The sequence below is a fragment of the Methylobacterium sp. J-090 genome, assembly GCF_022829345.1.
GTDB lineage: Bacteria > Pseudomonadota > Alphaproteobacteria > Rhizobiales > Beijerinckiaceae > Methylobacterium.
Genome location: NZ_JAKSXV010000119.1, coordinates 16,103 through 40,500, shown reverse-complemented (window position 1 = coordinate 40,500; position 24,398 = coordinate 16,103). Strand labels below are relative to the sequence as shown.

Sequence of the window (24,398 nt, the reverse complement as noted above, 5' to 3'; positions counted from 1 at the left end):
GAGAGGGACAGGGTGAGGTGTGCGAACTTTCCGAATAGGTCCCACACCTCACCCCAACCCTCTCCTTCCAGGAGAGGGGGCCTGTTGCGCTTCACGCCTGCTGAGTGCGGCTTTCGGAAAGCGCCATCGAGCGGATGTTTGCGTGCAGATTCTCAACGCAGAACCGGGGGCCATTTTTGCGAAACCTGCGTAGGGGCTTTGGTGGAGACGCGACGGTGACGGCCTGGGTCGATCTCGACAGCACCCCGATTCCCGGTGGGGTCGACATCCTGCACCTGCGCCGCTGGGGCGAGGCCTACTCGATCCAGGTCGGCACGGCCGAACTGATGACCGACCAGGATCGCGGATCGGAGCAGGCGCTCGCCACGATCCCGTGCGGACGGCTGACGGACCGCGCGAGCCCCCGCATCCTCATCGGCGGCCTCGGCATGGGCTTCACCCTGCGGGCCGCCCTCGACGTGCTCGGGCCCCAAGCCGAAGTGGTGGTCGCCGAACTCGTGCCGGGCGTCGTCGCCTGGGCCCGCGGGCCCCTCGCGCACCTGCACGGCACGAGCCTCGACGATCCCCGGGTCACCCTCGTCGAGGCGGACGTGAACCGTCTGATCCAGTCGGACCCGGCGCGCTTCGACGCGATCCTGCTCGATGTCGACAACGGCCCGAAGGGCATGACGCGGCGTTCCAACGACCGGCTCTACGACGTCTGGGGTCTGAAGCGGGCGCACTACGCCCTGCGGCCGGGCGGCCTCCTGGCGGTATGGTCGGGCTCCCCCGACCGCCGGTTCAAGGCCCGGCTCAAGCGCTGCGGCTTTGCCGTCGAGGAGATCCGCTTTCCCGCCCATCCGGGGGGGCGCCGGCACGTGCTGTGGATCGCCGTGCGGGTGGAGGTGGGCGCCGAGGCCTCGGCGGCCTGACGGCGGAGCCCGTTTCGGGACGGCTGGTGGCGTCTCGGACGCGAAGCAAAGCGCTTCGAACCGTCACGACAGGCCCCCTCTCCTGGAAGGAGAGGGTTGGGGTGAGGTGTGCGAACTCTCCGGAAAGGTCACACACCTCACCCTGTCCCTCTCCTTCCAGGAGAGGGGACCCGTGCTGCCCGCGCGATGGGCGGATGCCGGAGCCCGGAAGGAGACGGGTCCCGTCGCGGTTCATTTGCGATCGCCCTGCCTGGAAAGGCAGGACATCCGGCGCTTGGCACGACGCTTGGGCTCCCTCGGCCGCATCCGGGTTCGACCCATGGCGGGTAATCACGCGGCAGGTTTCTGCTCAGGAACGATCAGCAATCCGACCAGGATGGCGGCGGGCACGAGCATGCACCAGAAGGACAAGGTGGCAAATCCGAAGGCCCCCGCCAGTGCGCCCGCCGCGAAGGCCAGCACGGCGGACAGCGTCCGCCGCAGGCGGGTGCGGACCTGGTCACCGAGCCTTGCCCCGCACAGGCGGTCGGTCAGATCGATTACGGCCTGCGTGACGTTCACGGTCATCACGGTGGTCGCGGCCAAGTGACCGATCACGAGACGCCCGATGCCATTCTGGATGCCCATCGCGGCGACCCCGAGCATGCCGACGCCAATCGCCTTCGCGCCGTCCGGTGAGCCGAGCGGCGACAGGACCGCGCCCGCGACCGAGAAGGCGATGAGAACGGCGGCTTCGAACGCGAGCAGGGGGCGCAGCGGCGGCGATCCGCTCCGCTCCAGGGCCAGAGCGATCAGGCGTGTCACGGCGACGGCCAGGACGAACATCGGCAGGGCCAGCAGCTTGGCGAGGACGCCGGTCGAGGTCGAGATCAGTTCCGCGCCGATCAGGACGAAATTGCCGGTGACGTGAGCCGTGAAGAGGCCGGTCAGCGCAATGAAGGCAGCGGCGTCGACGAAGCCGGCGACGAAGGCGAGCCCGGCACCGATCGCCACATCCCTATAAGCGTGCGTGGACACGTTGCATCGGTCTCCCAACCACCCCTCGGACGCTTCGGACGGGGACCCTCCGCCGAATTTTCACCACGCGACGCGCGCCCCCCGGCGCGACGCTCCGATCCGAAGCGACGAAGCGGAAACGGTCTTCCTCCGCCAAGGCGAGCGGAACCGCACCGCCCGCCGGGAGACAGGGAGCCGCCCGGCGTGACCGGCCCGTTCCGGGCGCGTCGCAAACCGCCCGATCGCCGTCGGTTCGCGGTCCGAACACGGCAGTGCCGCGGGAGGTTTGCGAGAGACGCTCGGTCAGAGACGCTCAGTAATTGTACCCGCGCTGGCCGTAGCCGCCGCCCTGCTGCACGCGCGAGCCGTAGTCGATCTCCCGCTCGCGCCGGGCCTTGCGGTTGGCGAGGTAGCGCCCGCCGAGGCAGCCCGCCACGGCGCCGACGACGCCGCGCTCGGCGAGGTAGTGGCCGGCGAGACCGCCGATGATCGCGCCCTTGATGCAGCCCTTGGCCTCGGCGGCGCCGGCGCTGACCAGGGTGGCGAGGGCGACGGCCGACAGGGTCGAAACGATCCGCATGGTGATCCTCCACGATTGCGGAGGATCAAACATCGGGACGAACCGCTCCGTTCCGACGGCCGAGGCGTCGTCGTTCACGCCGCGACGCGGCCTTGGGAAAACAGGCTGGGTCAGGCCGCGACGCGGCCTTCCAGGGGAAACACCTTGGCGGGGTTCATGAGCCAGCCGGGATCGAACACGTTCTTCACCCGCATCTGCTGGTCGAGGTCGGCCTGGGCATACTGGAAGCGCATGAGCTCGCGCTTCTCGATGCCGACGCCGTGTTCCCCGGTGAGGCAACCGCCGACCTCGACGCAGAGCTTGAGGATGGCGTCGCCGGCGGCCTCGGCCTTCTGGAGCTCGCCCGGCTTGTTGATGTCGAACAGGATCAGCGGGTGGAGGTTGCCGTCCCCGGCATGGAACACGTTGGCGACCCGCAGGCCGTGGCCGGCGCAGATGGCGCCGATGCGCTCGAGCACCAGGGGCAGCTGCCCCGTGGGAATCGTGCCGTCCATGCAGATGTAGTCGGAGATGCGGCCCGTGGCGCCGAAGGCGGACTTGCGGCCCTTCCAGATGGCGGCACTTTCCCCCTCCGACTTCGACACCCGCAGGCTCGTCGGGCGAAAGTCCCCCGCGATGGCGACGATGCGGGCGAGCATGGCCTCGCACTCGGCGTCCGAGCCCTCGACCTCGATGATGAGCATCGCCTCGGCGTCGCGCGGGTAGCCGGCCTGCGCGAAATCCTCGGTGATGAGGATCGCCTCGCGGTCCATGTACTCCATCGCCACGGGGATGATGCCGGCGGCGATGATGGCGGCGGTGCAGGCGCCCGCATCCTCGACGGAGGCGAAGCCGAACAGCGCCGGGCGCGCGCCCTCGGCCCCGCGCAGGATGCGCACGGTGGCCTCGGTGACGATGCCGAGCTGGCCTTCCGAGCCGCAGACGAGGCCCAAAAGGTCGTAGCCGCCGGAATCGAGGTGGTCGCCGCCGATCTCCACCACGGTGCCGTCGTTCATCACCAGGGTGACGCCCATGAGGTTGTTGGTGGTCACCCCGTATTTGAGGCAATGCGCCCCGCCGGAATTCATCGCGATGTTGCCCGCGATGGTGCAGGCGAGCTGGCTCGACGGGTCGGGGGCGTAGAAGAAGCCCTCGTGGGAGACGGCACCCGAAATGGCGAGGTTGGTGATGCCGGATTCGACCCGGGCGGTCCGGTTCTCGTAGCTGATGTCGAGGATGCGGTTCATCTTGGCCACGCCGAGGATGATGGCGTCCTCCTGGGCGATGGCGCCGCCGGCGAGCGACGTGCCGGCCCCGCGCGGCACCACCCGCACGCCGTTGGCGTGGCAATACGCCATCACGGCCGAGACTTCCGCCGTGGTGGAGGGCAGGACGACGGCGAGCGGCATCTTGCGGTAGGCGGTGAGCCCGTCGGTCTCGAAGGCGCGGCGCTCGTCCTCCGTCGTCACCAGGGCCTCGGCCGCCACCAGGGGGCGAAGCCCTTCGATGATCGCGTCGCGGCGGGCGACGATGCCGGCATCCGGCACGGGAAAGGCGATGGACATCTCGGTTCCTCGGGTCGTTCTTCGGGGGCGTTCCTCAGGGACGTTCCGCACTGGCACGACCGTTCTTCAGCCTGCGCTCAGCTTGGACGGCGTAGGACCGATGGCGTGGTCTGCAACGGCGTGAAGCGCAGGGTACAACCAAATCCGCGACTGTCCCAGCGGCTTCGGCCGGGGGCGGGATCGCCCCACGGATGCGGCCCGCCCCAAGCTTCCTTTCGCCGCAGACGCCATGGGACGGACTGGAACGTTTTCACCCTTGATCTGTTCTAAAGGACCAAGCTCTGCCATAAGCCGGGGTGGCTCCATCTGCCCCTCAGGAGGAAACAAGAATGCGTCATCTCATCCTCGGCGTCGCCCTCGCGCTCGTGCTCCCTCTTTCCGCCCATGCCGAAGGCGATGCCGCCGCCGGCGAGAAGGCGTTCGCCCCCTGCAAGGCCTGCCACAACTTCGAGAAGAACGGCGTCGGCCCGACCCTCAAGGGCGTCGTCGGCTCGAAGGCCGGCGAAGGCGCCGATGGCTACGCCTTCTCGGCGGCCATGAAGGGCTCCGGCATCACCTGGGACGAGGCCAACCTGCACGAGTGGCTCACCGACCCGAAGAAGAAGATCCCCGGCACCAAGATGGTCTTCCCCGGCGTCAAGGACCCGAAGAAGGTCGACGACATCATCGCCTACCTCAAGACCAAGTCCTGAGCCTCAACGTAACGTCCTGAGGTCTGTCGGGCCGGCCCGTCGCGGACGGGCCGGTTCGTCGGAGACCCGGTTCAGGAAGCCGTTCCCGCCCCCGCGGGGGCGGCTTTTTTCTTGGAGACCTGTTTCTCGGAAGTCTGTTTCTCGGAAGCCTGTGCGTCGCCGGCCTCGCCGGAGCCCGCATGCAGGGCCCCGCGCAGGTTCACCAGGATATCGAGGAGCGCCAGGCGCCCATCGAGATCGAGGCCGGTGAGGCCGCCGGCCGCGTGCGGCACGCATTCCATCCGGCCCTGCAGGGCCCGGCCCTTCTCGGTGAGGAAGATGCTCACCTGACGCTCGTCGGCCCGGTCGCGGGCACGCCGGACATGGCCCGATGCCTCCAGCCGCTTCAGGAGCGGCGTCAGGGTGCCGGAATCGAGGAACAGCCGGGCCCCGACCTCCTTGACCGTCTGCCCCTCCCGCTCCCACAGGACGAGGAGCACGAGGTATTGCGGGTAGGTCAGGTCATGGGTCGCCAGGAGCGACCGGTAGGCCCGGCCGAAGGCATGCGCCGCCGCATAGACGGCAAAGCACAGTTGCGCGTCCAGGCTCTGCGCCGAGGTCGGCAGGGCGGGAAGATCCGGGTGGGTCGGGATGTCCGCGCGGCCCGACATGCGGCGACTTTCCATTTCGAAGGGTGACACGCGGCGCGACATCCGCCGACGGGGTGCCACGGCCATCGGCGCGCCCTATCTTAGACAAGACTCATATTGTGCACAATCGACCGTCGCGACGCGGAAACTAAGTTGCGCGCAATCGATCATCGTGCGATAGGAGAAACCAGATTGCGCACAACTCATCTGCCGGCCCCGGCACGTTGCGTTGACGCTGATCCAGACCGCACCATCCTCGCGAGGAGACCGATCATGCAGGCACTCTACACCGCTCACGCCCATGCCACCGGCGGCCGTGAAGGCTCTGCCGCCAGCGACAACGGGACCGTGGACGTCACGCTCACCACCCCGAAGGAGCTCGGCGGCAACGGCGCCCCCGGCGCCAATCCCGAGCAGCTCTTCGCCGCCGGCTACGCCGCCTGCTTCCTCGGCGCGATCAAGTTCGTGGCGGCCCAGGACAAGGTGAAGATCGCCGAGGACGCCAAGGTCGAATCCTCCGTCGGCATCGGCAAGCGCGACGACGGCACCGGCTTCGGCCTCGTCGTCACCCTCAAGGCGACCCTGCCGGGCGTCGACCACAGCGTCGCCGAAGACCTCGTGAAGCGCGCCGACGTGGTGTGCCCGTACTCGCACGCGACGCGCGGCAACATCCAGGTCGACATCTCGGCCGCCTGAGCGACACCCAAACAAAAGCCCCCGCGCGACTGTTCTCGCGCGGGGGCTTTTTCATGAGCGCCGCGCGGGCTCTCAGTAGTGGCGCGCCAGCACCTCGCGCACCCGCGCGACCATCTCGGCCTCCGGCACCGAGAACTGGGCGGGGCGGGCGGCCTTCCACTCGGCGTTGCTCGCAATCCCCTCGGCCGCCTTGGCGCCCTCGATGAGGTCCTTGATCTGGACCTCGCCGGCCTCGCGCTCGTTCGAGCCCTGGATGATGGCGCAGGGGGAACCCCGCCGGTCGGCGTACTTCATCTGCGCCTTCATGCCCGAGCCGCCGAGATAGAGCTCCGCCCGGATGCCGTCGCCGCGCAAGGCCGCCACGAGGCGCTGGTAGTCGGCGATGTTCTCGCGATCCAGCACCAGCACGACCACGGGGCCGGGTTTCTTCGTGCCCTCGAGCAGCGGACTCTTGATGAGCTGCAGGGCCGAGAACAGGCGCGAGACGCCGATGGAGAAGCCCGTGGCCGGCACCGGCTCGGCACGGAACCGGCCGACGAGGCCGTCGTAGCGCCCGCCACCCGCCACCGAGCCGAAGCGCACCACCTGTCCGTCCTCGTTGGTGACCGGGAAGGTCAGTTCGGCCTCGTAGACCGGGCCGGTGTAGTATTCGAGGCCGCGCACCACGCTCGGGTCGGCGCGGATGCGGTCGAAGCCGTAGCCGGCCGCCGCGCAGAGCCGCATCATCGCGTGGAGTTCGGCGATGCCCTCGCGCCCGGTGGCCGAATCGCCCACCACGTCGGTCCAGGCGCCGAAGAACTGCTCCCAGAACGCCATCCGGTCGGCGCCCTCCACGGGGGCGGACTGGAACGAGACGTAGGCGAGGATGCGCTCCACCGCCGCCGCGTCGAGGCCCGCCCCCTTGGTGAAGTCGCCGCTCTCGTCCTTGCGGCCCGCACCGAGGAGATCGCGCACGCCGTCGGCGCCGAGGCGGTCGAGCTTGTCGATGGCGCGCAGGACGGTGAGGCGCTGGCCGGCCTTGTCGGCTCCGGCGAGGCCGATGGCCTCCATGACGCCGTCGAGGACCTTGCGGTTATTGACCTTGACGACGAACTGCCCGGCGAGCCCGAGCTTCTCCAGGGTGTCGGCCATGAGCATGCAGATCTCGGCATCCGCCGCGACGGAGCCGGCGCCGACGATGTCGGCGTCGAACTGCATGAACTGGCGGAAGCGCCCCGGGCCCGGCTTCTCGTTGCGAAAAACGTAGCCGGCGCGAAAGCTGCGGTAGGGCTTCGGGATCGCGTCGAAATGCTCGGCCACGTGGCGGGCGAGCGGCGCCGTGAGGTCGTAGCGCAGGGACAGCCAGGATTCGTCGTCGTCCTGGAACGAGAACACGCCCTCGTTGGGCCGGTCGAGGTCGGGCAGGAACTTGCCGAGCGCCTCGGTGTACTCGACGAACGGGGTCTCCAGGGCCTCGAAGCCGTAGAGCTCGAAGCTCTGGCGGATCGTCTCCAGCATCCGGTGCTGGGCGGCGATCTCGTCCTCGCGCCGGTCGACGAAGCCGCGCGGCAGGCGGGCTTTCAGGGTGTCGGCCTTGTGGGAATCGGCCTTGGCCATGTTGGTTTCGCTCTGCGGAGGGTTTTGGGGGGTTGCGCGGGCTCTATCGCGGGGGGGCCGGGGCGGCAAGCGCGGGGGTGGGGAAGACACCATGCCCCACACAGAACGCGATCATTTCCCTTTAAAAATCGACCTTCGGTTGTATCGTGCAAAACAACGGATACGGACTGGACGCGAACGTGAGCGACGGCGGCATCCCCTCGGGGTCGGAAGTCTCTGCGCGAAAGCTCGCGGCCAAACGCGTCAATGAACGCGTCAAGCTCTTGGCGAACCTTCTGAATTCCCTCGGGATCGGGGTGATCGGGGCCGGTGTGATCGTTCCCGGGGTTCATGATCCGACACGGATTGCCCTTCAGACACTCGCTTGGATCGCGACGGGACTCGTCCTACATCTCTTGGCCCAGAGTGTTCTCGCATTCATGCGAAGCGAGGATTGAGCATGACGTGGCTCTTCACCGTCCAGGTCGCGGCCCTCGCCCTCGCCATCGGCGCGGGGGCCTACTTCTATGCCCGTGGCCTGGCGCAAGCCTTCGACAAGCGGTTTGGCCCCCAGAATCCGGCCCTGCCGCACCGGGCCGGCCGATCCGATGGAAGGCCCGGCGAGAAGCCCTGATCCTCTTTCCACGCGATCATAGCGGAGACAGGATCAGCGTTCCCGGCCAGCCGACAGCAAGAAGCCCCGACCATCCGGCCGGGGCTTTTCGCGAGGTTCCAGCCCCGCCCACGGCGGGGCGGCCAGCTCAGGACGAGAGCGGACCGCTCTCGGCGCTCTGCGCTTCCATCGCCTTCTGGCGATAGAGGCCGACGAAATCGATGGGGTCGATGTAGAGCGGCGGGAAGCCGCCGTTGCGCACGGCCTCGGCGACGATCTGGCGCGCGAACGGGAACAGCAGGCGCGGGCACTCGATCATCACGGCCGGATGGAGCTGGTCCTGCGGGATGTTGCGCATGCGGAAGATGCCCGCATAGGTCAGCTCGAAGGCGAACAGCACCTCGGTCGCGGTCTTGGCGTCGCCCTCCAGGGTCAGCTCGACCTCGAAATCCTCCTCGGCGAGCTGCTTGGCGTTGACGTTGACCTGGATGTTGATCTGCGGCGCGGCGTCCTGGGGCTGGAGCGAGCGCGGGGCGTTCGGATTCTCGAAGGAGAGATCCTTGGCGTATTGTCCGAGGGCGTTGATGCCCGGAAGCTGGTCCTCGGTCTGCGCCGTGGCGCCACCGTTCCCGTTCGGTGCCGATGTGTCGGCCATGGCGTTCTCGTCCTTCTCAAGATCCCCGGGGGCACGATACCCTTGGGGGACGCGATTCTTGGGGGCACGCGCGGGCCGACGACCGAGCCAGTTCTTGTTCGCTTGCGACGGTTGCGACCACCCATCCGGTGCGAGAGCGCGCTATCATGCCCGCCGGGTGCGAACAAGGCGCGGGCCGGCGGCAGCCTGAACCGGGCCGGCGGCAGCCTGAACCGGGCCGGCGGCAGCCTGAACCGGGCCGGCGGCAGCCTGAACCGGGCCGGCGGCAGCCTGATCGAAGCCGGCGGCAGCCTGATCGAAGCCGGCGGCAGCCTGATCGAAGCCGACGACGCCTGGAACCGGGCCGGCGGCGTACCATATTTCAACATCGCACCGGGCCGTCGTGGCGGGCGCAGGCGATGGGCCGGTTCGAACGACCCGGCTCGCTCCCGGCGCGGCGCTCCGCTAAGAGGGCTAACACAACTTCTGCCCCGGGCTCGTTATCGCTATGGGCATGACGGCGCGGCGGGCGTTTTGCGAGCAACACGCGGCGCGCATCAGGCGGGGTTTCCGGTAACCCCTCGAAATGAAGTCGTCGTGCGACGGCCACGATCAGGATCGGTGATGCAGGACTCCTTCGACGTGACGACCTTGATCTTCCTCGCCCTGGCGGTGTTCGTGATCTGGCGGCTGCGCTCGGTGCTCGGCCAGAAGACCGGGGCCGAGCGCTCGCCCTTCAAGCCCGTGGACCGCAGCCGCACGGAGCCGCCGGCCACCCGGACGGAGGGCGACAACGTGGTGCGCCTGCCCGGCGCCGACCGTGCGCCGGCGGACCGGACGCAGGCGGCCCCCAAGGCGGAGGTCCGCGACTGGCGCGGCATCGCCGAGCCCGGCTCGGCCATCGCCAACGGCCTCGAGGCCGTGGTGCAGGTGGAGCCCGGCTTCGATCCGCGCGGCTTCGTCGAGGGCGCCAAGTCGGCCTACGAGGCCATCGTGATCGCCTTCGCCAAGGGCGACCGCAAGACCCTGCGCAGCCTGCTGTCGCGGGAGGTCTGCGAGGGCTTCGAGCGCGAGATCGATGCCCGCGAGGGCCGCAAGGAAGTGGTCGAGACCACCTTCGTCTCCCTCGACAAGGCCGAGATCGTCGCCGTCGACGTGAAGAACCGCGTCGCCCAGGTGACGGTGCATTTCCTGTCGCACCTCATCACCGCCACCCGCAACGCGCAGGGCCAGGTGATCGACGGCAGCGCCGAGACCGTGGTCGAGGTGCCCGACGTGTGGACCTTCGCCCGGACGCTGGGCACCCGCGACCCGAACTGGCAGCTCGTCGCCACCGAAGCCGGCGCCTGACGCGCCTTATCCGCGTGCGAGCTCACCCTGTCGGGGCGGCCCTGGCCGCCCTCGTCCTCTGCCCTCCCCTTCCCGGCTCGGTCGCTCGCGCGGCCGAGCCGTTGCGCTTGGGCGGGGCAGTTTCGGGTGGGGCGGTGTCGGGCGGCGCCGTGCTGGAAGCCGTCGATGCCGCGCGCCTGCCGGGCTTTCCCGGCCCCGATCCGGCCGTCGCCCTCGACGCGTTCCGCCGCACCTGCGCGGCCCCACCCGTCGCGATGGCCGCCTCGGCGACCGGCTCGGCCGCCGACCTCGCCGCGGCGTGCGCGCGGGTCGCCGCCGTGACGTCCGACGGCGCGGCCGCCTTCTTCGCCACGGCGTTTTCCGCCTACCGAATCGTCCGGCCGGCGGCGGACGGCCTTGCGGAACGACGCACGGGCTTCCTTACGGGCTATTTCGAGCCCGAACTCACGGGCTCGCCCGTCGCGGCGCCGGGCTTCACCGCCCCCGTCCTCGCCCGGCCCGGCGACCTCGTGAGCCTGGAGCCCGGCGAGACCCGGCCCGGCCTCGATCCGGCGTTCCGCGCCGCGCGCCGAACGGAGACGGGCCTCGCGCCCTATCCCGACCGCGCCGCCATCGAGGACGGGGCGCTCGGCGAGGCCGCGAGGCCGCTCCTGTGGCTGCACCCCGTCGATCTGTTCGTGCTCCAGGTCCAGGGCTCGGGACGGGTGCGCCTGACGGACGGGCGCGTGGTCCGCGTGCTCTACGACGGGCGCAACGGCCGGCCCTACACGTCCATCGGCAAGCTCATCGTCACGGAGGGTCACCTGCCCCTCGACGGCCTCACCCTGGCGCGCTGGACCGGCTGGCTGCGCGACAATCCCGGGACGGCCCGCCGCCTCATGCGCCGCAACGAATCGTACATCTTTTTCAAGCTCGCCCCCATCGACGACCCGGCCCTCGGGCCGCCGGGGGCCGCCGGCGTTCCCCTGAGCCCCGGACACAGCCTCGCCGTGGATTCCACCCTGTGGCGGTACGGCCTGCCGTTCTGGCTCGAAGGGTCGGACGATCCCGCCACGGGCCGGCTCGCCATCGCGGCCGACACCGGCTCGGCCATCGTCGGTCCCGCCCGGGGCGACCTCTACCTCGGGACCGGAGACGCGGCGGGCGTCGCCGCCGGCAATCTGCGGGCGCAGGCCGGCTTCGTCGTGCTGCTGCCGCGCCCCGTCGCGCCGGCGGCGCCCTCCGCCGCGCCGACCGGACCATGAGGCCCCCCCGCCGGCCGCGCGGCCTCTCGGGCGAGGATGCCTACCTGTGGGGCGAGATCGCCCGCCTGATCACGCCCCTGCGGGCCAGGACCAGGCCCGCCAAGGCGAAGCCTGCGGACGCGCCCGTCGGCACGCCGCCGAAGATCGTTGCGGCGATCGTTGCGAAGCCGGCTCACAAAGCAGTGGCGGAGGTTGCCGCCAAGCCGCCCGTGAAGCTCCCCGTAAAACCGCCGGCCAAGCGCGTCATCCTGAAGCCGAGTCCGCCACCGCCGGCCCCGGCTCCGGTGATCGCCCCCCCCCCCCTAGCGCCGGGCCTCGAGCGGCGCGTCCGCCTCGCCTTCCGCCGGGGGGCGCTGCAGGTCGATGCCCGCATCGACCTCCACGGGATGTACCAGGCCGAGGCCCACGGCGCCCTGACCGGGTTCCTCATGCGGGCGCGGGCGGCCGGGCACACCCACGTCCTCGTCGTCACGGGCAAGGGTGGGATCGGCAAGGGCGGCCTGGACTACGACGACGCGTTCTCCGAGCGCGGCGTCCTGCGCCGGAGCGTGCCGCACTGGCTGCGGGCGCCCGAACTGCGCGGCTTCGTGCTCGGCTTCGAGGAAGCGGCCCGCCACCATGGCGGGGCCGGCGCCCTCTATGTCCGCCTGCGCCGGCGCTGACGTCGTCCATTACCAAGCGGAGACTTGCACTGAGCCGGGACTCGAGCGAACCCGGGACTTGAGCAAGCGAGCGAAACGCGATAACGGTGAACTCCCTCCTCGTTACGCCGTGCTGCATCCCGTGAGCCCCAAGGCTCCCCCAAGACGATGCGCGGAGCCGTCTCCCCGATGGCCCGACCACAGGCGCTCAAAACAGCGCCCGGCGAATTCACTCCCGACATTGTCGCCCGTTGTCCGTCCTTCCGCGGTTTTGAACGCCCATGACATCCACCTACGACGCCCTTGAACCCGTGGATTCGCCGGCCGAGGGCAGCATCGTCGCCGCCGATCTCGACGGCATGCGCGAGGTCAAGCTCCAGGACCTCAAGTCCAAGACGCCGACCGAACTGACGGCCTTCGCCGAAGAGGTCGAGGTCGAGAACGCCTCGACCATGCGCAAGCAGGAGCTGATGTTCGCGATCCTGAAGCAGCTCGCTGCCAAGGAGGTCGAGATCATCGGCGCCGGCACCGTCGAGGTGCTCCAGGACGGCTTCGGCTTCCTGCGCTCCTCCGAGTCGAACTACCTGCCCGGCCCCGACGACATCTACATCTCGCCGACCCAGATCCGCCGCTTCGGCCTGCGCACGGGCGACACGGTGGAGGGTCCGATCCGGGGTCCGAAGGACGGCGAGCGCTACTTCGCCCTGCTGAAGGTCAACACGATCAACTTCGAGAACCCGGAGAAGATCAAGCACAAGGTCCACTTCGACAACCTGACGCCGCTGTTCCCGACCCAGCGCTTCAAGCTGGAGCTCGACAATCCGCCGAAGAAGGATTTCAGCCCTCGGATCATCGACATCGTCGCCCCCATCGGCAAGGGCCAGCGCGCCCTCATCGTGGCGCCGCCGCGCACGGGCAAGACCGTGCTGATGCAGAACATCGCCCAGTCGATCACCATCAACCACCCGGAATGCTACCTCATCGTGCTGCTCATCGACGAGCGCCCCGAGGAAGTGACCGACATGATCCGCTCGGTGAAGGGCGAGGTCATCGCCTCGACCTTCGACGAGCCGGCCACCCGCCACGTGCAGGTCGCCGAGATGGTCATCGAGAAGGCCAAGCGCCTGGTCGAGCACGGCCGCGACGTGGTGATCCTCCTCGATTCGATCACCCGCCTGGGCCGGGCCTACAACACCGTCGTGCCGTCCTCCGGCAAGGTGCTCACCGGCGGTGTCGACGCCAACGCCCTGCAGCGCCCGAAGCGCTTCTTCGGTGCCGCCCGCAACATCGAGGAGGGCGGCTCGCTTTCGATCATCGCGACGGCGCTCATCGACACCGGCTCGCGCATGGACGAGGTGATCTTCGAGGAGTTCAAGGGCACCGGCAACTCCGAGATCATCCTCGACCGCAAGGTCTCGGACAAGCGCATCTTCCCGGCCATCGACATCACCCGCTCGGGCACCCGCAAGGAAGAGCTCCTGGTGCCGCCGGATTCCCTCAAGAAGACCTACGTGCTCCGCCGCATCCTCAACCCGATGGGCGTCACCGACGCCATCGAGTTCCTCATGGACAAGCTGCGCCAGACCAAGAGCAACAACGACTTCTTCGACTCGATGAACACCTGAGGCAACTGCGAAGGGCTCCCCAAGGGGAGCCCTTCTGCTGTTCGGCGATGATGCGAACCGTTCTCGCAAGTCGTTGACATTGCACTACGATTTCCAACGGAAGTTAACTCTTGCGCCGGCTCATTGTTCGGCCGCCACACCGTCCGAAAAGCCTGCCGCGATGGATGCGCCGTCGACCATCTTCGCCCCCGCCAGCGGCTTCGGCCGCGCGGCCGTCGCCGTCCTCCGCATCAGCGGGCCAGAATCCGAACGGCTCCTGACCCGGCTCGCCGGCCCCCTCCCCGCCCCGCGCCGCCTCGTCCTGCGGCCCCTTCGCGACCCGCAGACGGGCGAGACCCTCGACCAGGCCCTCGTCGTCTGGATGCCCGGTCCCGGCACCTTCACGGGCGAGGACATGGCCGAACTCCATCTCCACGGCGGTCCGGCCGTCCGGACGGCGGTCCTGCGGGCCCTCGCGACCGTGCCCGGCTGCGTTCCGGCGGCCCCCGGCGATTTCACCCGCCGCGCCTTCCTCAACGGCCGCATGGGGCTCACGGAAGCCGAGGGCATCGCCGACCTCATCGACGCCGAGACCGAAGCCCAGCGCCGTCAGGCCCTGCGCCAGCTCGACGGCGCCCTCGGACATCGGGTCGCGGCGTGGCGCGACGGGCTCATCGATCTCCTGGCCGGCGTCGAAGCCGCCCTCGATTTCTCCGACGAGGGCGATGTCGACGACGCGGCCCTCGATGCCGCCCTGTTCGCGAGAGCGCGCGGCGTGCGCGACGACATCGCCGCCACCCTCGCCGATGGGCGGCGCGGCGAGCGCCTGCGCGACGGATTCACCGTCGTCCTGGCCGGCCCGCCGAACGCCGGCAAGTCGACCCTGCTCAACGCCCTGAGCCGCCGCGACGCCGCCATCGTCTCGGCCATCCCCGGCACGACACGCGACGTGATCGAGGTGCGGTGCGACCTCGGCGGACTGCCCGTCCTCCTCGTCGACACCGCCGGCCTGCGCGAGGCCACCGACGCCATCGAGGCCGAGGGCATCCGCCGGACGCGGGCGCGCATGGCGCAGGCCGATCTCGTGCTCCTCCTCGACGACGCCCGCATCGTGTCGGATCCTGTTCCCCTCCCCGACACGTCTCGCGATCCACGCGGGTCCCCTCTCCTGGAAGGAGAGGAACAGGGTGAGGTGTGCGAACTTTCCGGAGAGGTCCCACACCTCACCCCCACCCCCTCCTTCCAGGAGAGGAAGCCTGTCGTGCCTCGAACCGATATGCCGGGGCTTTCGACAAGCGCTCCCGAGCAGGGGTTGGAATACGGTAGCCTTCTCGGTTCGGGTGTCGCGGTCCTGCGCGTGTCGACCAAAGCCGATCTCTTACCCGTCTCGGTTCGCTCCGACACGATCGCGATCTCCGCCGTCACCGGCTATGGCCTCGACACGTTGCTCGATGCCATCGAACATCATGCCGAGAACGCCGTCGGCGGCGAGGCCGCCCTGATCACCCGCGAGCGCCATCGCGACGGCCTGACCCGCTGTCGCGACCACCTCGACCGTCTGTTGCAGGGCACCGCCCTGCCCGAACTCGCGGCCGAGGACCTGCGCCTGGCCGTGCGCGCGCTCGGGGAGGTTGCGGGCCATGTGAGCGTCGAGGAGATGCTCGATCGCCTGTTCTCCGGCTTCTGTATCGGAAAGTAGACAGGCGCGCGGTTTCACGTGAAAAACCGCGAGACGCGTTGACGCTGCCACGCCTGCACGCGTACTCCAACGCCATGTCCCATTCCCCTTCGCCCTATGACGTCATCGTCGTCGGCGGCGGCCATGCCGGTACAGAGGCCGCGGCGGCGGCCGCGCGTTTCGGTGCCCGCACGGCCCTGGTGACGCACAAGGCCGCCACCATCGGCGCCCTGTCCTGCAACCCGGCCATCGGCGGCCTCGGCAAGGGCCATCTCGTGCGCGAGGTCGATGCCCTCGACGGCCTCATGGGCCGGGTCGCCGACGCGGCCGGCATCCAGTTCCGTCTGCTCAATCGCCGCAAAGGGCCGGCCGTGCGCGGTCCGCGGACGCAGGCCGACCGCAAGCTCTACGCCGCCGCCATGCAGGCGGCCATCGCCGAGACCGCGAACCTCACGGTGATCGAGGGCGAGGTCGCCGATCTCACCGTCGAGCTGGGGCGCGTCACCGGCGTGGTCCTGGCGGACGGACGCGCCCTCCCCTGCGGTGCCGTGGTGCTGACCACCGGCACCTTCCTGCGCGGCCTCATCCATATCGGCGAGATCCGCACGCCCGCCGGCCGCGTCGGCGAAGGTCCGTCCGTCGGTCTCGCCGAGACCCTCGACCGCAACGGCTTCGGCCTCGGCCGCCTCAAGACCGGGACCCCGGCGCGCTTGGACGGGCGCACCATCGACTGGTCCGGCCTCGAGATGCAATCGGCCGACAGCGATCCCGTCCCGTTCTCCACCCTGACGGATCGGATCACCACCCCTCAGATCCGGTGCGGCATTACACGCACCACCCCGGCGGTTCACGACCTGATCCGCACGAACCTCCATCGCTCGCCGATGTATTCCGGCGGCATCGCCAGTCGCGGCCCGCGCTACTGCCCGTCCATCGAGGACAAGGTGGTGCGGTTCGGCGACCGCGAGGGCCACCAGATCTTCCTCGAACCCGAGGGACTCGACGACCCGACGGTCTATCCCAACGGCATTTCCACGGCGCTGCCGGAGGCGGTGCAGCGCGCTGTGATCGCCCTGATCCCCGGCCTGGAGCGGGCCAGCATCGTGCGGCCGGGCTACGCCATTGAGTACGATTACGTCGATCCGCGCGAGCTCGACGCCACGCTCCAGACCCGCCGCCTGCCCGGCCTGTTCCTCGCCGGGCAGATCAACGGCACCACCGGCTACGAGGAGGCGGCGGGGCAGGGCCTCGTCGCCGGCCTCAACGCGGCGCGCCTCGCCGGCGGGTCGCCCCTGGCGGTGTTCGACCGGGCCGAATCCTACCTCGGCGTGATGATCGACGACCTCGTCACCCACGGGGTGAGCGAGCCCTACCGCATGTTCACCTCGCGGTCCGAATATCGCCTGTCCCTGCGTGTCGACAACGCCGACGAACGCCTGACGCCGCGCGGTGCGGCCCTGGGCTGCGTCGGGACCCACCGGGCCAATCATTTCGCCCGGTCCCAGGGCACACTTCAGGCGGCGCGGGCACGCCTCGACGGCTTGAGCCTGACACCGAACCAGGCGGCCGCCCATGGCATCCCGCTCAATCAGGACGGCATCCGCCGCTCCGCGTTCCAGCTCCTGTCCTACCCGGATATCGACTGGAACCGCCTCGCGGCCGTGTGGCCGGATCTCTTGGAGGTGCCGGATCGGATCGCGGAGCGGCTTCAGACCGATGCCACCTACGCGGTCTACCTCGACCGCCAGCAGGCCGACATCGCCGCGTTCCGCCGGGACGAGGCCGTCGCGCTGCCGATCCGGCTCGACTACGGTGCGATCCCCGGCCTCTCGAACGAGATGCGCAGCAAGTTCGAGACCGTGCGCCCCGGAACCCTGGGCCAGGCCGCGCGGATCGAAGGCGTGACCCCGGCGGCCCTGACCCTGCTCGCCGCCCATGCCCGCCGCGGCGACCGTTCGGTGGGTACCCATGCCGGCTGAGCCCGGGCGCGAGCGCGTCCTCGCCGAGGCCGGTGTTTCACGTGAAACAGCGACCCGCCTCGATCTGTACGTGGCGCAGCTCCGGCGCTGGCAGACCGTCAAGAACCTTGTCGGCCCCGCGACCCTCGGAGAGGTCTGGACCCGGCATATCGCCGATGCGCTGCAGCTGATCGCTCTGGCGCCCAACGCCACGCGCTGGCTCGACCTGGGCTCGGGTGCCGGAATTCCCGGCCTGATCCTGGCCCTGGCCGGGCACGAGCGTCCGGGCTTTCAGGTCGATCTCATCGAGAGCAACGCGCGCAAATGCGCGTTCCTCCTGGAGACGGCGCGCCTGACCGAAGCGCCGGCCCAGGTCCACAATGCCCGAATCGAGGACGCGATCGCGGCCCGTACGAGGGTCGAGGTCGTCTGCGCCAGGGCGCTCGCTCCCCTCACCCAGCTCCTGGCCTGGACCGAGCCTCTGTTGAAAACCGGCACCGTCGCGCTGTTTCCCAAGGGGCGTGACGTGCAATCCGAATTGACCGAGGCGGCACAACGGTGGAGATTCGTTTACGATCTTGTGCCGAGCCGTACCGATTCTGACGCGCGGATCGTCCGCGTCACGGCCCTCTCCCGCGTGGATTCATGACCAGCGCTCCCCTCACTGACATGTCGTCCGGCGGCAAAGTCCCTTCGGATGGAAAACCGGACCGGCCCCTGCGCATTCTCGCCCTCGCCAACCAGAAGGGCGGCGTCGGCAAGACCACCACGGCGATCAACCTTGGCACGGCTCTGGCCGCCATCGGCGAGTCGGTGCTGGTGATCGACCTCGATCCCCAGGGCAACGCCTCCACCGGCCTCGGCGTCGATCGGCGTCAGCGCAAGGTCTCGACGTATCATGTGCTGGCGGGCGAGGCCGAACTCGGCGCCGCCTGCGTGCAGACCGCCGTGCCCCGCCTCATGGTCGCGCCCTCGACCATGGACCTGCTCGGGCTGGAGATGGAGATGGCGACGGCCCCGGACCGGGCGCATCGCCTGCGCAACGTCCTCAAGGGCGTCGGCCAGAGCGGGGCGACGCAGGGCGTGACCTACATTCTCATCGATTGCCCGCCCTCCCTCAACCTGCTCACCATCAACGCGCTCGCGGCGGCGGACGCGGTGCTGGTGCCTCTGCAATGCGAGTTCTTCGCCCTTGAGGGTCTGAGCCAGCTCCTGCGCACGGTGGAGCAGGTGCGGGGCGCCCTGAACGCGCGCCTGACCATCCAGGGCATCGTCCTGACGATGTTCGACCCGCGCAACAACCTCTCGGCCCAGGTGGTGGCGGATGTGCGCAGCTTCATGGGCGACAAGGTCTACGAGACCATGATCCCGCGCAACGTGCGCGTGTCGGAAGCCCCGTCCCACGGCAAGCCGGTGCTGCTCTACGATCTCAAATGTGCCGGCAGCCAGGCCTATCTGCGCCTCGCCTCCGAGATCATCCAGCGCGAGGGGCGCCTGCCCGTCGCGGCTTAGAGTGCTCACAAAACTTCCGACCACGGCCGGTTCTCGCCTTCAGCGTCACGGCTCAGCGGGAGTTTTGCGAGAGACACTGAACAAACCATGAGTGCAATGCGTAACGAGGTCGAGCGGGTGGCGATGGCGGATGATGTGGTGCGGCCCCGGCTCGGGCGCGGTCTCGCGGCCCTGATCGGTGATTTCGGCGACGAGGGTGCCGACGCGAACAAATCCCAGGCCCAGCGCAAGGTGGCGGTGGAATTCCTGCGGCCGAACCCGCGCAACCCGCGCCGCCGCTTCAGCGAGGCGGACCTCGAAGAACTCGCCGCGTCCATCAAGGTGCGGGGCATCATCCAGCCCATCGTCGTGCGGGCCCTGTCGGGCGTGCCCGACACCTTCGAGATCGTCGCCGGCGAGCGCCGCTGGCGCGCGGCCCAGCGCGCCGGCCTGACCGAGGTGCCGGTGGTGACCGTCGAGATCGACGACCGCACCTCGCTCGAATTCGCCATCCTGGAGAACGTGCAGCGCACGGACCTCAACGCCATCGAGGAGGCCGCCGGCTACGAGCGGCTGATGAGCGAGTTCCAGTACAACCAGAGCGAGTTGGCCGAGATCATCGGCAAGAGCCGCAGCCATCTGGCCAACACCCTGCGCCTGCTCCAGCTCTCGCCCGCGATTCAGGATCGTGTCGTCGCCGGGGAGATCACCGCGGGGCATGCCCGCGCCCTCCTGGCGGTGAAGGACCCGGAATCCGTCGCCCGCCGGATCGTCGAGGAGGGGATGTCCGTGCGCGAGGTCGAGGCCCTCGCCTCCGCCGAGGTCCCGGACGGCGACGCCCCCCGCCCCGGCCGGCCCCGGCGCGGCGCCGACAAGGACGCCACCCTGCGCTCCCTCGAACAGGCCATGGGCAAAGCCCTCGGCATGCCCGTCTCCTTCAAGACGAAGACCGCCGGCACGGGGGAGATCCGCATCCGCTACGAGACGGCCGAGGAACTCGATGGGCTGTGCCGGTTGCTGAAGGTCGCTCCGCAGGGTTGAGACGATTCCCCGTCCGCACAGGACGGGGAAGGCGCCCACTCAGTCAGCGCCGCCGCGCGGCTTCCGAGGCGATCCGCAGAAGCGCGCTCGACGCGTTGGCGTGGGCAAGGTCGGGCGGTGAGCGGCGGCAGGCCAGCACCGCCTCCTGCAGCAGCTGGATCGCGTGCCGGAGGGCGGGGGGCGTCCAGCGCGCGAGCTGGGTCTCCACCGTGGCCTTGCGGCGGAAATGCAGGCCGCGCCAATTGCCGACCATCAGACTGGCGCTCTGCCCCTCCCCGGCCAGGCGCGTGCTCAGGAGCGTCAGGGCGTGGCGCAGGGCCGACCCGAGCATCACCGACGGGTCCATGCCCTCGTGGCGAAAGCGCCGGTAGTCGCGCTCGACGTCGGCGCTGCGGCCGGAGAAGGCCGCGTCGATGAGGGTGTTGAGGACGCTGGCGGCGACGTCGCTCACCACCGCCTCGACATCGTCGAGACTCACCGTGTCCTGGCCGCGGGCGTAGAGGGCGAGCTTCTCGATCTCCGACAGGCTGGCGCCGCGATCGCCCCCGAGACTGGTGGCGAGTACGTCGCGGGCCTCGCGGGCGATGCGCAGGCCCTGCTCCTGCAGGGTTCGCTCGATGAGGTCGCCGAGCGCGCGCTCGTCGTCGGGGTAGCACGGGATCGCGAGGGCTTTCGGCGATTTTTCGCAAAGGGTGCGCAGGGGGGCTGTCTTGGCGAGATCGCCTGCCTCGACCACGATGCGGGCCTGGGTGATCTCGGCCTTCAGGGCGGCCTCGACGGCGGGCGCGTAGTTGCGGCTGCCCGCCCGTACCCAGATCGTGCGGTTGCCGCCGAACAGGCCGACGGTGCCGGCCTCGTCGACGAGGCGGCCGGCATCCTGCGCCAGGGTATCGCCGTCGATCTTGACCATGGCGAACGGGTCGCCCGGATCGGACACGAAGGCCTCGGCGAGGCGCTTGGCCCGTTCGAACACGAGGCCGGTGTCCGGTCCGTAGAGCAGCAGGACCGCGATGCGCGGGTCCGGCCCGCGCCGGATCAGCGCCTCGACGTCGCCGGCCTTGACGGCGGTCATCGCGGAGCCTCGGTCCCGGTCAGGGCTTCGTCACCAGCACGGAGGCGATGCGGGTCTTGATCTGCTCGGCCAGGGTCTTGGCGAGGCGGATCTCGGCGTCGCGGGCGGCGCGCAGCGAGGCGAAGCGCTGCACCGAGCGGTCGTAGGTCGCCGTCGAGGTGGCGACGCCCTCGCTGATGATCTTGGTGCCGTCGAGGTTCTCCAGGGAGTATTTCACGTTGGCGATGATGGTGCCGGCCTCGGCGCGCCCGGTCTGGGACGAGACGATGGGGGTCTGCACTGTCTCGCTGCCCTGCATCTTCAGGCGGTAGCGCTTGGTCGAGGGCTGGCCCGAACCGTCGAGATCGAAGATGAGTTCGCTGCGCAGGTAATGCCCGATGCGCTCCTGGCCCTGGGCCATGCTGACGTCGTCCACCTGCACCGAGGCGAGCAGGGCCGCCATCGGCTCGCCCGACGCCGTCGGGCCGTAGAGGGGTCGGAAACAGGCGGAGAGGTTGAGGCCGAGGGCGCACACGAGCGCCGCCCGCACCGCCCGGCGCGCGAGGCCGTTCCGCTCCGTCCGAATCGCCAAACGCATCATGCCGCCGCCGTCCCGATTGCTCAGCTTCGCTGTGTACGGCGAACCCATGCCCGCCGTCACCTTAATTGCCGGACGGTTTACGCTTCGTCTCCGGCCGGATCGTGACCGCGCGCATCGTCCTTGTCCGAAAGCCGGCAATTCCCTGTCGGGCCGATGCCCTATACAACCAGATTGACGATCCGGCCCGGCACCACGATCACCTTCTTCGGGGCGCGGCCCTCCAGAGCCTTCTGCACGGCGTCGTCCGCGAGGGTGAGGCGCTCGACCTCGGCCTTGTCGGCGTCGCGCGGGACGGTGACGTCCGCGCGCTTCTTGCCGTTGAGCTGGACCGGGAGGGTGATCGTATCCTCGACCAGCAGGGCGCGGTCCACCACCGGCCAGGCGGCCTGCGCGGCGAGGCCGTCGCGGCCGAGCGCCCGCCAGCATTCCTCGGCGAGATGCGGCATCATCGGCGCGACGAGCTGGGTCAGGATGCCGGCGGCTTCACGCGCCGCCCCCGCATCGACGCCGCCGCGCAGGGCCTCGTCGAGGGCGTTGGCGAGGGTGTAGATGTGCGCGACGCAGCGGTTGAAGCGCAGGCGCTCGACATCCTCCTCGACGGCGGCCAGGGCCTTGTGCGCGGCCTTGCGCAGGGCGGCATCAGGGGCGCCGGCGGTGCCATCCGCCTGGGCCGCGAGGGAGACGAGGCGCCAGACCCGCTGCACGAAGCGGGCGGCGCCCTGGACGCCGTCCTCGGTCCAGATCACGTCGCGCTCCGGCGGCGAGTCGGAGAGCATGAACCAGCGGGCGGTGTCGGCGCCGTAGCTCGCGATGATGTCGTCGGGATCGACGACGTTCTTCTTCGACTTCGACATCTTCTCGATGGCGCCGATGCTCACCGGCGCACCGGTTTTCACGTGGAACGCCTGGCGCTCGCCGGACTCGGCGGCGATGCGGATCTCCGCCGGCTGGACCCAGGCCCCGGCCGCATCCTTGTAGGTCTCGTGGACCACCATGCCCTGCGTGAACAACCCGTCGAAGGGCTCGGACACGCCGGACCAGCCCGTCGCCTGCATCGCCCGCATGAAGAAGCGCGCGTAGAGCAAGTGCAGGATCGCGTGCTCGATGCCGCCGATATACTGATCCACGGCGAGCCACTGATCGACGGCCGCGCGGTCGGTCGGCGCGTCCTGGAGCCACGGTGCGGTGAAGCGGGCGTAGTACCAGGACGAATCCACGAAGGTGTCCATGGTGTCGGTCTCGCGCCGCGCCGGCTTCCCGCAGGTGGGGCAGGGGACGTTGCGCCAGGCGTGATCGCGCTCGAGCGGGTTGCCGGGCACGTCGAACGAGACGTCGTCGGGCAGTTTCACCGGCAGGTCGGCCACGGGCACCGGCACGGGGCCGCAGGCGTCGCAATGGATGATCGGGATCGGACAGCCCCAGTAGCGCTGGCGCGACACACCCCAGTCGCGCAGGCGGAACTGCACCTTTCGCGCTGCGACAGGGGCGCCCGACAGGGTCTCGGATTCGAGGCGGTTCGCCACCGCATCGAACGCCTCGTCCGTGGTCATGTCGTCGAGGAAGCGCGAATTGATCATCCGCCCGTCGCCGTCATAGGCCGTGTCGGTGACGACGAAGCTCTTCGCGTCCTGCTCCTCGGGGCAGACCACGGGGGTGTTGCCGAGGCCGTACTTGTTGGAAAAATCCAGATCGCGCTGGTCGTGGGCCGGGCAGCCGAACACGGCGCCGGTGCCGTACTCCATCAGCACGAAGTTCGCGACGTAGACCGGCAGCAGCCACGATGGGTCGAGGGGATGGCGCACCCGCAATCCCGTATCGAACCCGAGCTTTTCCGCCGTGTCGATGGCCGCCTGGGCCGTGCCGGTGCGGCGGCATTCCTCGATGAAGGTCTGGAGTTCGGGGCGCGCGGGCGCGAGCGCCGCCGCGATGGGGTGATCGGCCGCGATCGCCAAGAACTTCGCGCCGAACAGGGTGTCGGGGCGGGTGGTGTAGACCTTCACCTCCGGCGCCACACCGGGGGGAGGGGCGTCCACGGCGAACCGGACCTCCAGCCCCTCGGATCGGCCGATCCAGTTCTTCTGCATCACCCGAACTTTTTCCGGCCAGCGCTCGAGGCCGTCGAGGGCGTCGTAGAGGTCCTGCGCGAAGTCGGTGATCTTGAAGAACCACTGGGTCAGCTCGCGCTGTTCCACCAGGGCGCCCGAGCGCCAGCCGCGCCCGTCGATGACCTGCTCGTTGGCCAGCACCGTGTGGTCCACGGGGTCCCAGTTCACTTTTGCCGTGCGGCGCGTCACCAGCCCACGCCCGAGGAAGTCGAGGAACATGCGCTGCTGGTGCTTGTAGTAGTCGGGATCGCAGGTCGCGATCTCGCGGCTCCAGTCGAGGGACAGGCCCATGGATTGGAGCTGGCCGCGCATGGTGGCGATGTTGGCGTAGGTCCACTCGCGCGGGTTGACCTTGCGCTCCATGGCGGCGTTCTCCGCCGGCAGGCCGAAGGCGTCCCAGCCCATGGGGTGCAGCACGTTGAAGCCGCGGGCGCGCTTGTAGCGCGCCACCACGTCGCCCATGGCGTAGTTGCGCACGTGCCCCATGTGGATGCGCCCGGACGGGTAGGGGAACATCTCCAGCACGTAGTATTTCGGCCGGGCGTCGTCGTTCTTCGTGGCGTAAATGCCGGCCTCGCTCCAGGCCTGCTGCCAGCGCGGCTCGGTCTCCTTGGCGTTGTAGCGCTCGGGCGGGGCGGGGCGGGCAGGGCTGGTCATGGCTGGCGCCGTTCACTGTCAGGGGCGCGGACGGCAAGGCTGTCCGCTCGGCAAAAAGGATTGGCCGCCGGACTAGCACGCGGCGTCATCCGGTCAACACGAAGGGT

At 69.6% G+C, this 24,398-nt stretch carries 22 protein-coding genes; 13 read left to right on the top strand and 9 right to left on the bottom strand.

The annotated features are described in order from the left end of the window. Positions 1 to 215 precede the first annotated feature (215 nt). A complete protein-coding gene (locus MKK49_RS24435; protein ID WP_244032835.1) occupies positions 216 to 911 on the top strand; it encodes a spermidine synthase in 696 nt (231 codons plus the stop codon). 330 nt (positions 912 to 1,241) lie between these two features. Here the strand turns inward: MKK49_RS24435 and MKK49_RS24430 are convergent, their stop codons facing one another. From MKK49_RS24430 to MKK49_RS24420, 3 genes are all read right to left on the bottom strand, one after another. Then, the gene (locus MKK49_RS24430) at positions 1,242 to 1,928 is read right to left on the bottom strand and encodes a YoaK family protein (protein WP_244032834.1); all 687 of its coding nucleotides are present in this window, start codon (positions 1,926 to 1,928) and stop codon (positions 1,242 to 1,244) included. Positions 1,929 to 2,220: 292 nt separating this feature from the next. Further along, positions 2,221 to 2,487, bottom strand: coding sequence for a hypothetical protein (locus MKK49_RS24425; RefSeq protein ID WP_244032833.1), 267 nt, complete (start codon positions 2,485 to 2,487; stop codon positions 2,221 to 2,223). Between the two features lie 110 nt (positions 2,488 to 2,597). Then, positions 2,598 to 4,031, bottom strand: coding sequence for an FAD-linked oxidase C-terminal domain-containing protein (locus tag MKK49_RS24420; protein ID WP_244032832.1), 1,434 nt, complete (start codon positions 4,029 to 4,031; stop codon positions 2,598 to 2,600). Between the two features lie 329 nt (positions 4,032 to 4,360). Between MKK49_RS24420 and MKK49_RS24415 the strand changes: the two genes are divergently transcribed. Continuing rightward, positions 4,361 to 4,723 carry a c-type cytochrome gene (locus MKK49_RS24415; RefSeq protein WP_244032831.1) on the top strand — a complete coding sequence of 121 codons (363 nt, stop codon included), beginning with the start codon at positions 4,361 to 4,363 and terminating at the stop codon, positions 4,721 to 4,723. 71 nt (positions 4,724 to 4,794) lie between these two features. Here the strand turns inward: MKK49_RS24415 and MKK49_RS24595 are convergent, their stop codons facing one another. Continuing rightward, positions 4,795 to 5,373 (bottom strand): MarR family winged helix-turn-helix transcriptional regulator, encoded by a 579-nt coding sequence (locus tag MKK49_RS24595; RefSeq protein ID WP_279595766.1) that lies wholly within the window; start codon positions 5,371 to 5,373, stop codon positions 4,795 to 4,797. Between the two features lie 252 nt (positions 5,374 to 5,625). On the opposite strand from MKK49_RS24595, the gene MKK49_RS24405 reads away from it, so the two are divergent. After that, positions 5,626 to 6,048 (top strand): organic hydroperoxide resistance protein, encoded by a 423-nt coding sequence (locus MKK49_RS24405; RefSeq protein WP_244032830.1) that lies wholly within the window; start codon positions 5,626 to 5,628, stop codon positions 6,046 to 6,048. A 72-nt stretch (positions 6,049 to 6,120) separates the two neighbouring features. Here the strand turns inward: MKK49_RS24405 and hisS are convergent, their stop codons facing one another. After that, positions 6,121 to 7,644 (bottom strand): histidine--tRNA ligase, encoded by a 1,524-nt coding sequence (gene hisS, locus MKK49_RS24400; protein ID WP_244032829.1) that lies wholly within the window; start codon positions 7,642 to 7,644, stop codon positions 6,121 to 6,123. A 439-nt stretch (positions 7,645 to 8,083) separates the two neighbouring features. On the opposite strand from hisS, the gene MKK49_RS24395 reads away from it, so the two are divergent. Continuing rightward, positions 8,084 to 8,257, top strand: coding sequence for a hypothetical protein (locus MKK49_RS24395; RefSeq protein WP_244032828.1), 174 nt, complete (start codon positions 8,084 to 8,086; stop codon positions 8,255 to 8,257). A gap of 127 nt (positions 8,258 to 8,384) precedes the next feature. Here the strand turns inward: MKK49_RS24395 and secB are convergent, their stop codons facing one another. Beyond that, positions 8,385 to 8,891 (bottom strand): protein-export chaperone SecB, encoded by a 507-nt coding sequence (secB, locus tag MKK49_RS24390; RefSeq protein ID WP_244032827.1) that lies wholly within the window; start codon positions 8,889 to 8,891, stop codon positions 8,385 to 8,387. A gap of 603 nt (positions 8,892 to 9,494) precedes the next feature. On the opposite strand from secB, the gene MKK49_RS24385 reads away from it, so the two are divergent. From MKK49_RS24385 to MKK49_RS24345, 9 genes are all read left to right on the top strand, one after another. Next, positions 9,495 to 10,220, top strand: coding sequence for a Tim44/TimA family putative adaptor protein (locus MKK49_RS24385; RefSeq protein WP_056089758.1), 726 nt, complete (start codon positions 9,495 to 9,497; stop codon positions 10,218 to 10,220). Positions 10,221 to 10,327: 107 nt separating this feature from the next. Next, entirely contained in the window at positions 10,328 to 11,464 is a 1,137-nt protein-coding gene (locus tag MKK49_RS24380) for an MltA domain-containing protein (protein ID WP_409565135.1), read from the top strand. Next, positions 11,461 to 12,126, top strand: coding sequence for a Smr/MutS family protein (locus MKK49_RS24375; protein ID WP_244032825.1), 666 nt, complete (start codon positions 11,461 to 11,463; stop codon positions 12,124 to 12,126). The genes MKK49_RS24380 and MKK49_RS24375 overlap by 4 nt, the downstream gene beginning before the upstream one ends. A 260-nt stretch (positions 12,127 to 12,386) precedes the next feature. Further along, positions 12,387 to 13,730, top strand: a complete 1,344-nt coding sequence (gene rho, locus MKK49_RS24370) for a transcription termination factor Rho (RefSeq protein ID WP_244032820.1) — start codon at positions 12,387 to 12,389, stop codon at positions 13,728 to 13,730. A 160-nt stretch (positions 13,731 to 13,890) separates the two neighbouring features. After that, positions 13,891 to 15,408: a tRNA uridine-5-carboxymethylaminomethyl(34) synthesis GTPase MnmE gene (gene mnmE, locus MKK49_RS24365; RefSeq protein WP_244032819.1), complete on the top strand. Its 1,518-nt coding sequence runs from the start codon at positions 13,891 to 13,893 to the stop codon at positions 15,406 to 15,408. Between the two features lie 74 nt (positions 15,409 to 15,482). Next, complete coding sequence (gene mnmG, locus MKK49_RS24360) at positions 15,483 to 17,366, top strand: tRNA uridine-5-carboxymethylaminomethyl(34) synthesis enzyme MnmG (RefSeq protein WP_244032846.1); 1,884 nt, start codon at positions 15,483 to 15,485, stop codon at positions 17,364 to 17,366. Next, positions 17,356 to 17,994, top strand: coding sequence for a 16S rRNA (guanine(527)-N(7))-methyltransferase RsmG (rsmG, locus tag MKK49_RS24355; protein WP_244032844.1), 639 nt, complete (start codon positions 17,356 to 17,358; stop codon positions 17,992 to 17,994). The genes mnmG and rsmG overlap by 11 nt, the downstream gene beginning before the upstream one ends. Before the next feature lie 20 nt (positions 17,995 to 18,014). Further along, positions 18,015 to 18,857 (top strand): ParA family protein, encoded by an 843-nt coding sequence (locus MKK49_RS24350; RefSeq protein ID WP_244032837.1) that lies wholly within the window; start codon positions 18,015 to 18,017, stop codon positions 18,855 to 18,857. A 123-nt stretch (positions 18,858 to 18,980) separates the two neighbouring features. After that, complete coding sequence (locus MKK49_RS24345) at positions 18,981 to 19,877, top strand: ParB/RepB/Spo0J family partition protein (RefSeq protein ID WP_244032836.1); 897 nt, start codon at positions 18,981 to 18,983, stop codon at positions 19,875 to 19,877. Positions 19,878 to 19,920: 43 nt separating this feature from the next. Here the strand turns inward: MKK49_RS24345 and holA are convergent, their stop codons facing one another. From holA to leuS, 3 genes are all read right to left on the bottom strand, one after another. Beyond that, positions 19,921 to 20,949, bottom strand: a complete 1,029-nt coding sequence (holA, locus tag MKK49_RS24340; protein ID WP_244032818.1) for a DNA polymerase III subunit delta — start codon at positions 20,947 to 20,949, stop codon at positions 19,921 to 19,923. Between the two features lie 19 nt (positions 20,950 to 20,968). Further along, positions 20,969 to 21,526: an LPS assembly lipoprotein LptE gene (lptE, locus tag MKK49_RS24335; RefSeq protein ID WP_409565136.1), complete on the bottom strand. Its 558-nt coding sequence runs from the start codon at positions 21,524 to 21,526 to the stop codon at positions 20,969 to 20,971. Positions 21,527 to 21,687: 161 nt separating this feature from the next. Beyond that, positions 21,688 to 24,291: a leucine--tRNA ligase gene (gene leuS, locus MKK49_RS24330; RefSeq protein ID WP_244032815.1), complete on the bottom strand. Its 2,604-nt coding sequence runs from the start codon at positions 24,289 to 24,291 to the stop codon at positions 21,688 to 21,690. Between the last annotated feature and the right edge of the window lie 107 nt (positions 24,292 to 24,398).

What these genes read in the sequence shown, in the direction of transcription:
- MKK49_RS24395 (WP_244032828.1), top strand. Translation starts at nt 8,084, where the DNA reads ATGACGTGGCTCTTCACCGTCCAGGTCGCGGCCCTCGCCCTCGCCATC.
- rsmG (WP_244032844.1), top strand. Translation starts at nt 17,356, where the DNA reads ATGCCGGCTGAGCCCGGGCGCGAGCGCGTCCTCGCCGAGGCCGGTGTT.
- MKK49_RS24385 (WP_056089758.1), top strand. Translation starts at nt 9,495, where the DNA reads ATGCAGGACTCCTTCGACGTGACGACCTTGATCTTCCTCGCCCTGGCG.
- MKK49_RS24415 (WP_244032831.1), top strand. Translation starts at nt 4,361, where the DNA reads ATGCGTCATCTCATCCTCGGCGTCGCCCTCGCGCTCGTGCTCCCTCTT.
- holA (WP_244032818.1), bottom strand. Translation starts at nt 20,949, where the DNA reads ATGACCGCCGTCAAGGCCGGCGACGTCGAGGCGCTGATCCGGCGCGGG.
- MKK49_RS24420 (WP_244032832.1), bottom strand. Translation starts at nt 4,031, where the DNA reads ATGTCCATCGCCTTTCCCGTGCCGGATGCCGGCATCGTCGCCCGCCGC.
- mnmG (WP_244032846.1), top strand. Translation starts at nt 15,483, where the DNA reads ATGTCCCATTCCCCTTCGCCCTATGACGTCATCGTCGTCGGCGGCGGC.
- MKK49_RS24345 (WP_244032836.1), top strand. Translation starts at nt 18,981, where the DNA reads ATGGCGGATGATGTGGTGCGGCCCCGGCTCGGGCGCGGTCTCGCGGCC.
- secB (WP_244032827.1), bottom strand. Translation starts at nt 8,891, where the DNA reads ATGGCCGACACATCGGCACCGAACGGGAACGGTGGCGCCACGGCGCAG.
- MKK49_RS24425 (WP_244032833.1), bottom strand. Translation starts at nt 2,487, where the DNA reads ATGCGGATCGTTTCGACCCTGTCGGCCGTCGCCCTCGCCACCCTGGTC.
- lptE (WP_409565136.1), bottom strand. Translation starts at nt 21,526, where the DNA reads ATGCGTTTGGCGATTCGGACGGAGCGGAACGGCCTCGCGCGCCGGGCG.
- MKK49_RS24595 (WP_279595766.1), bottom strand. Translation starts at nt 5,373, where the DNA reads ATGTCGGGCCGCGCGGACATCCCGACCCACCCGGATCTTCCCGCCCTG.
- MKK49_RS24405 (WP_244032830.1), top strand. Translation starts at nt 5,626, where the DNA reads ATGCAGGCACTCTACACCGCTCACGCCCATGCCACCGGCGGCCGTGAA.
- MKK49_RS24375 (WP_244032825.1), top strand. Translation starts at nt 11,461, where the DNA reads ATGAGGCCCCCCCGCCGGCCGCGCGGCCTCTCGGGCGAGGATGCCTAC.
- mnmE (WP_244032819.1), top strand. Translation starts at nt 13,891, where the DNA reads ATGGATGCGCCGTCGACCATCTTCGCCCCCGCCAGCGGCTTCGGCCGC.
- MKK49_RS24350 (WP_244032837.1), top strand. Translation starts at nt 18,015, where the DNA reads ATGTCGTCCGGCGGCAAAGTCCCTTCGGATGGAAAACCGGACCGGCCC.
- rho (WP_244032820.1), top strand. Translation starts at nt 12,387, where the DNA reads ATGACATCCACCTACGACGCCCTTGAACCCGTGGATTCGCCGGCCGAG.
- hisS (WP_244032829.1), bottom strand. Translation starts at nt 7,644, where the DNA reads ATGGCCAAGGCCGATTCCCACAAGGCCGACACCCTGAAAGCCCGCCTG.
- leuS (WP_244032815.1), bottom strand. Translation starts at nt 24,291, where the DNA reads ATGACCAGCCCTGCCCGCCCCGCCCCGCCCGAGCGCTACAACGCCAAG.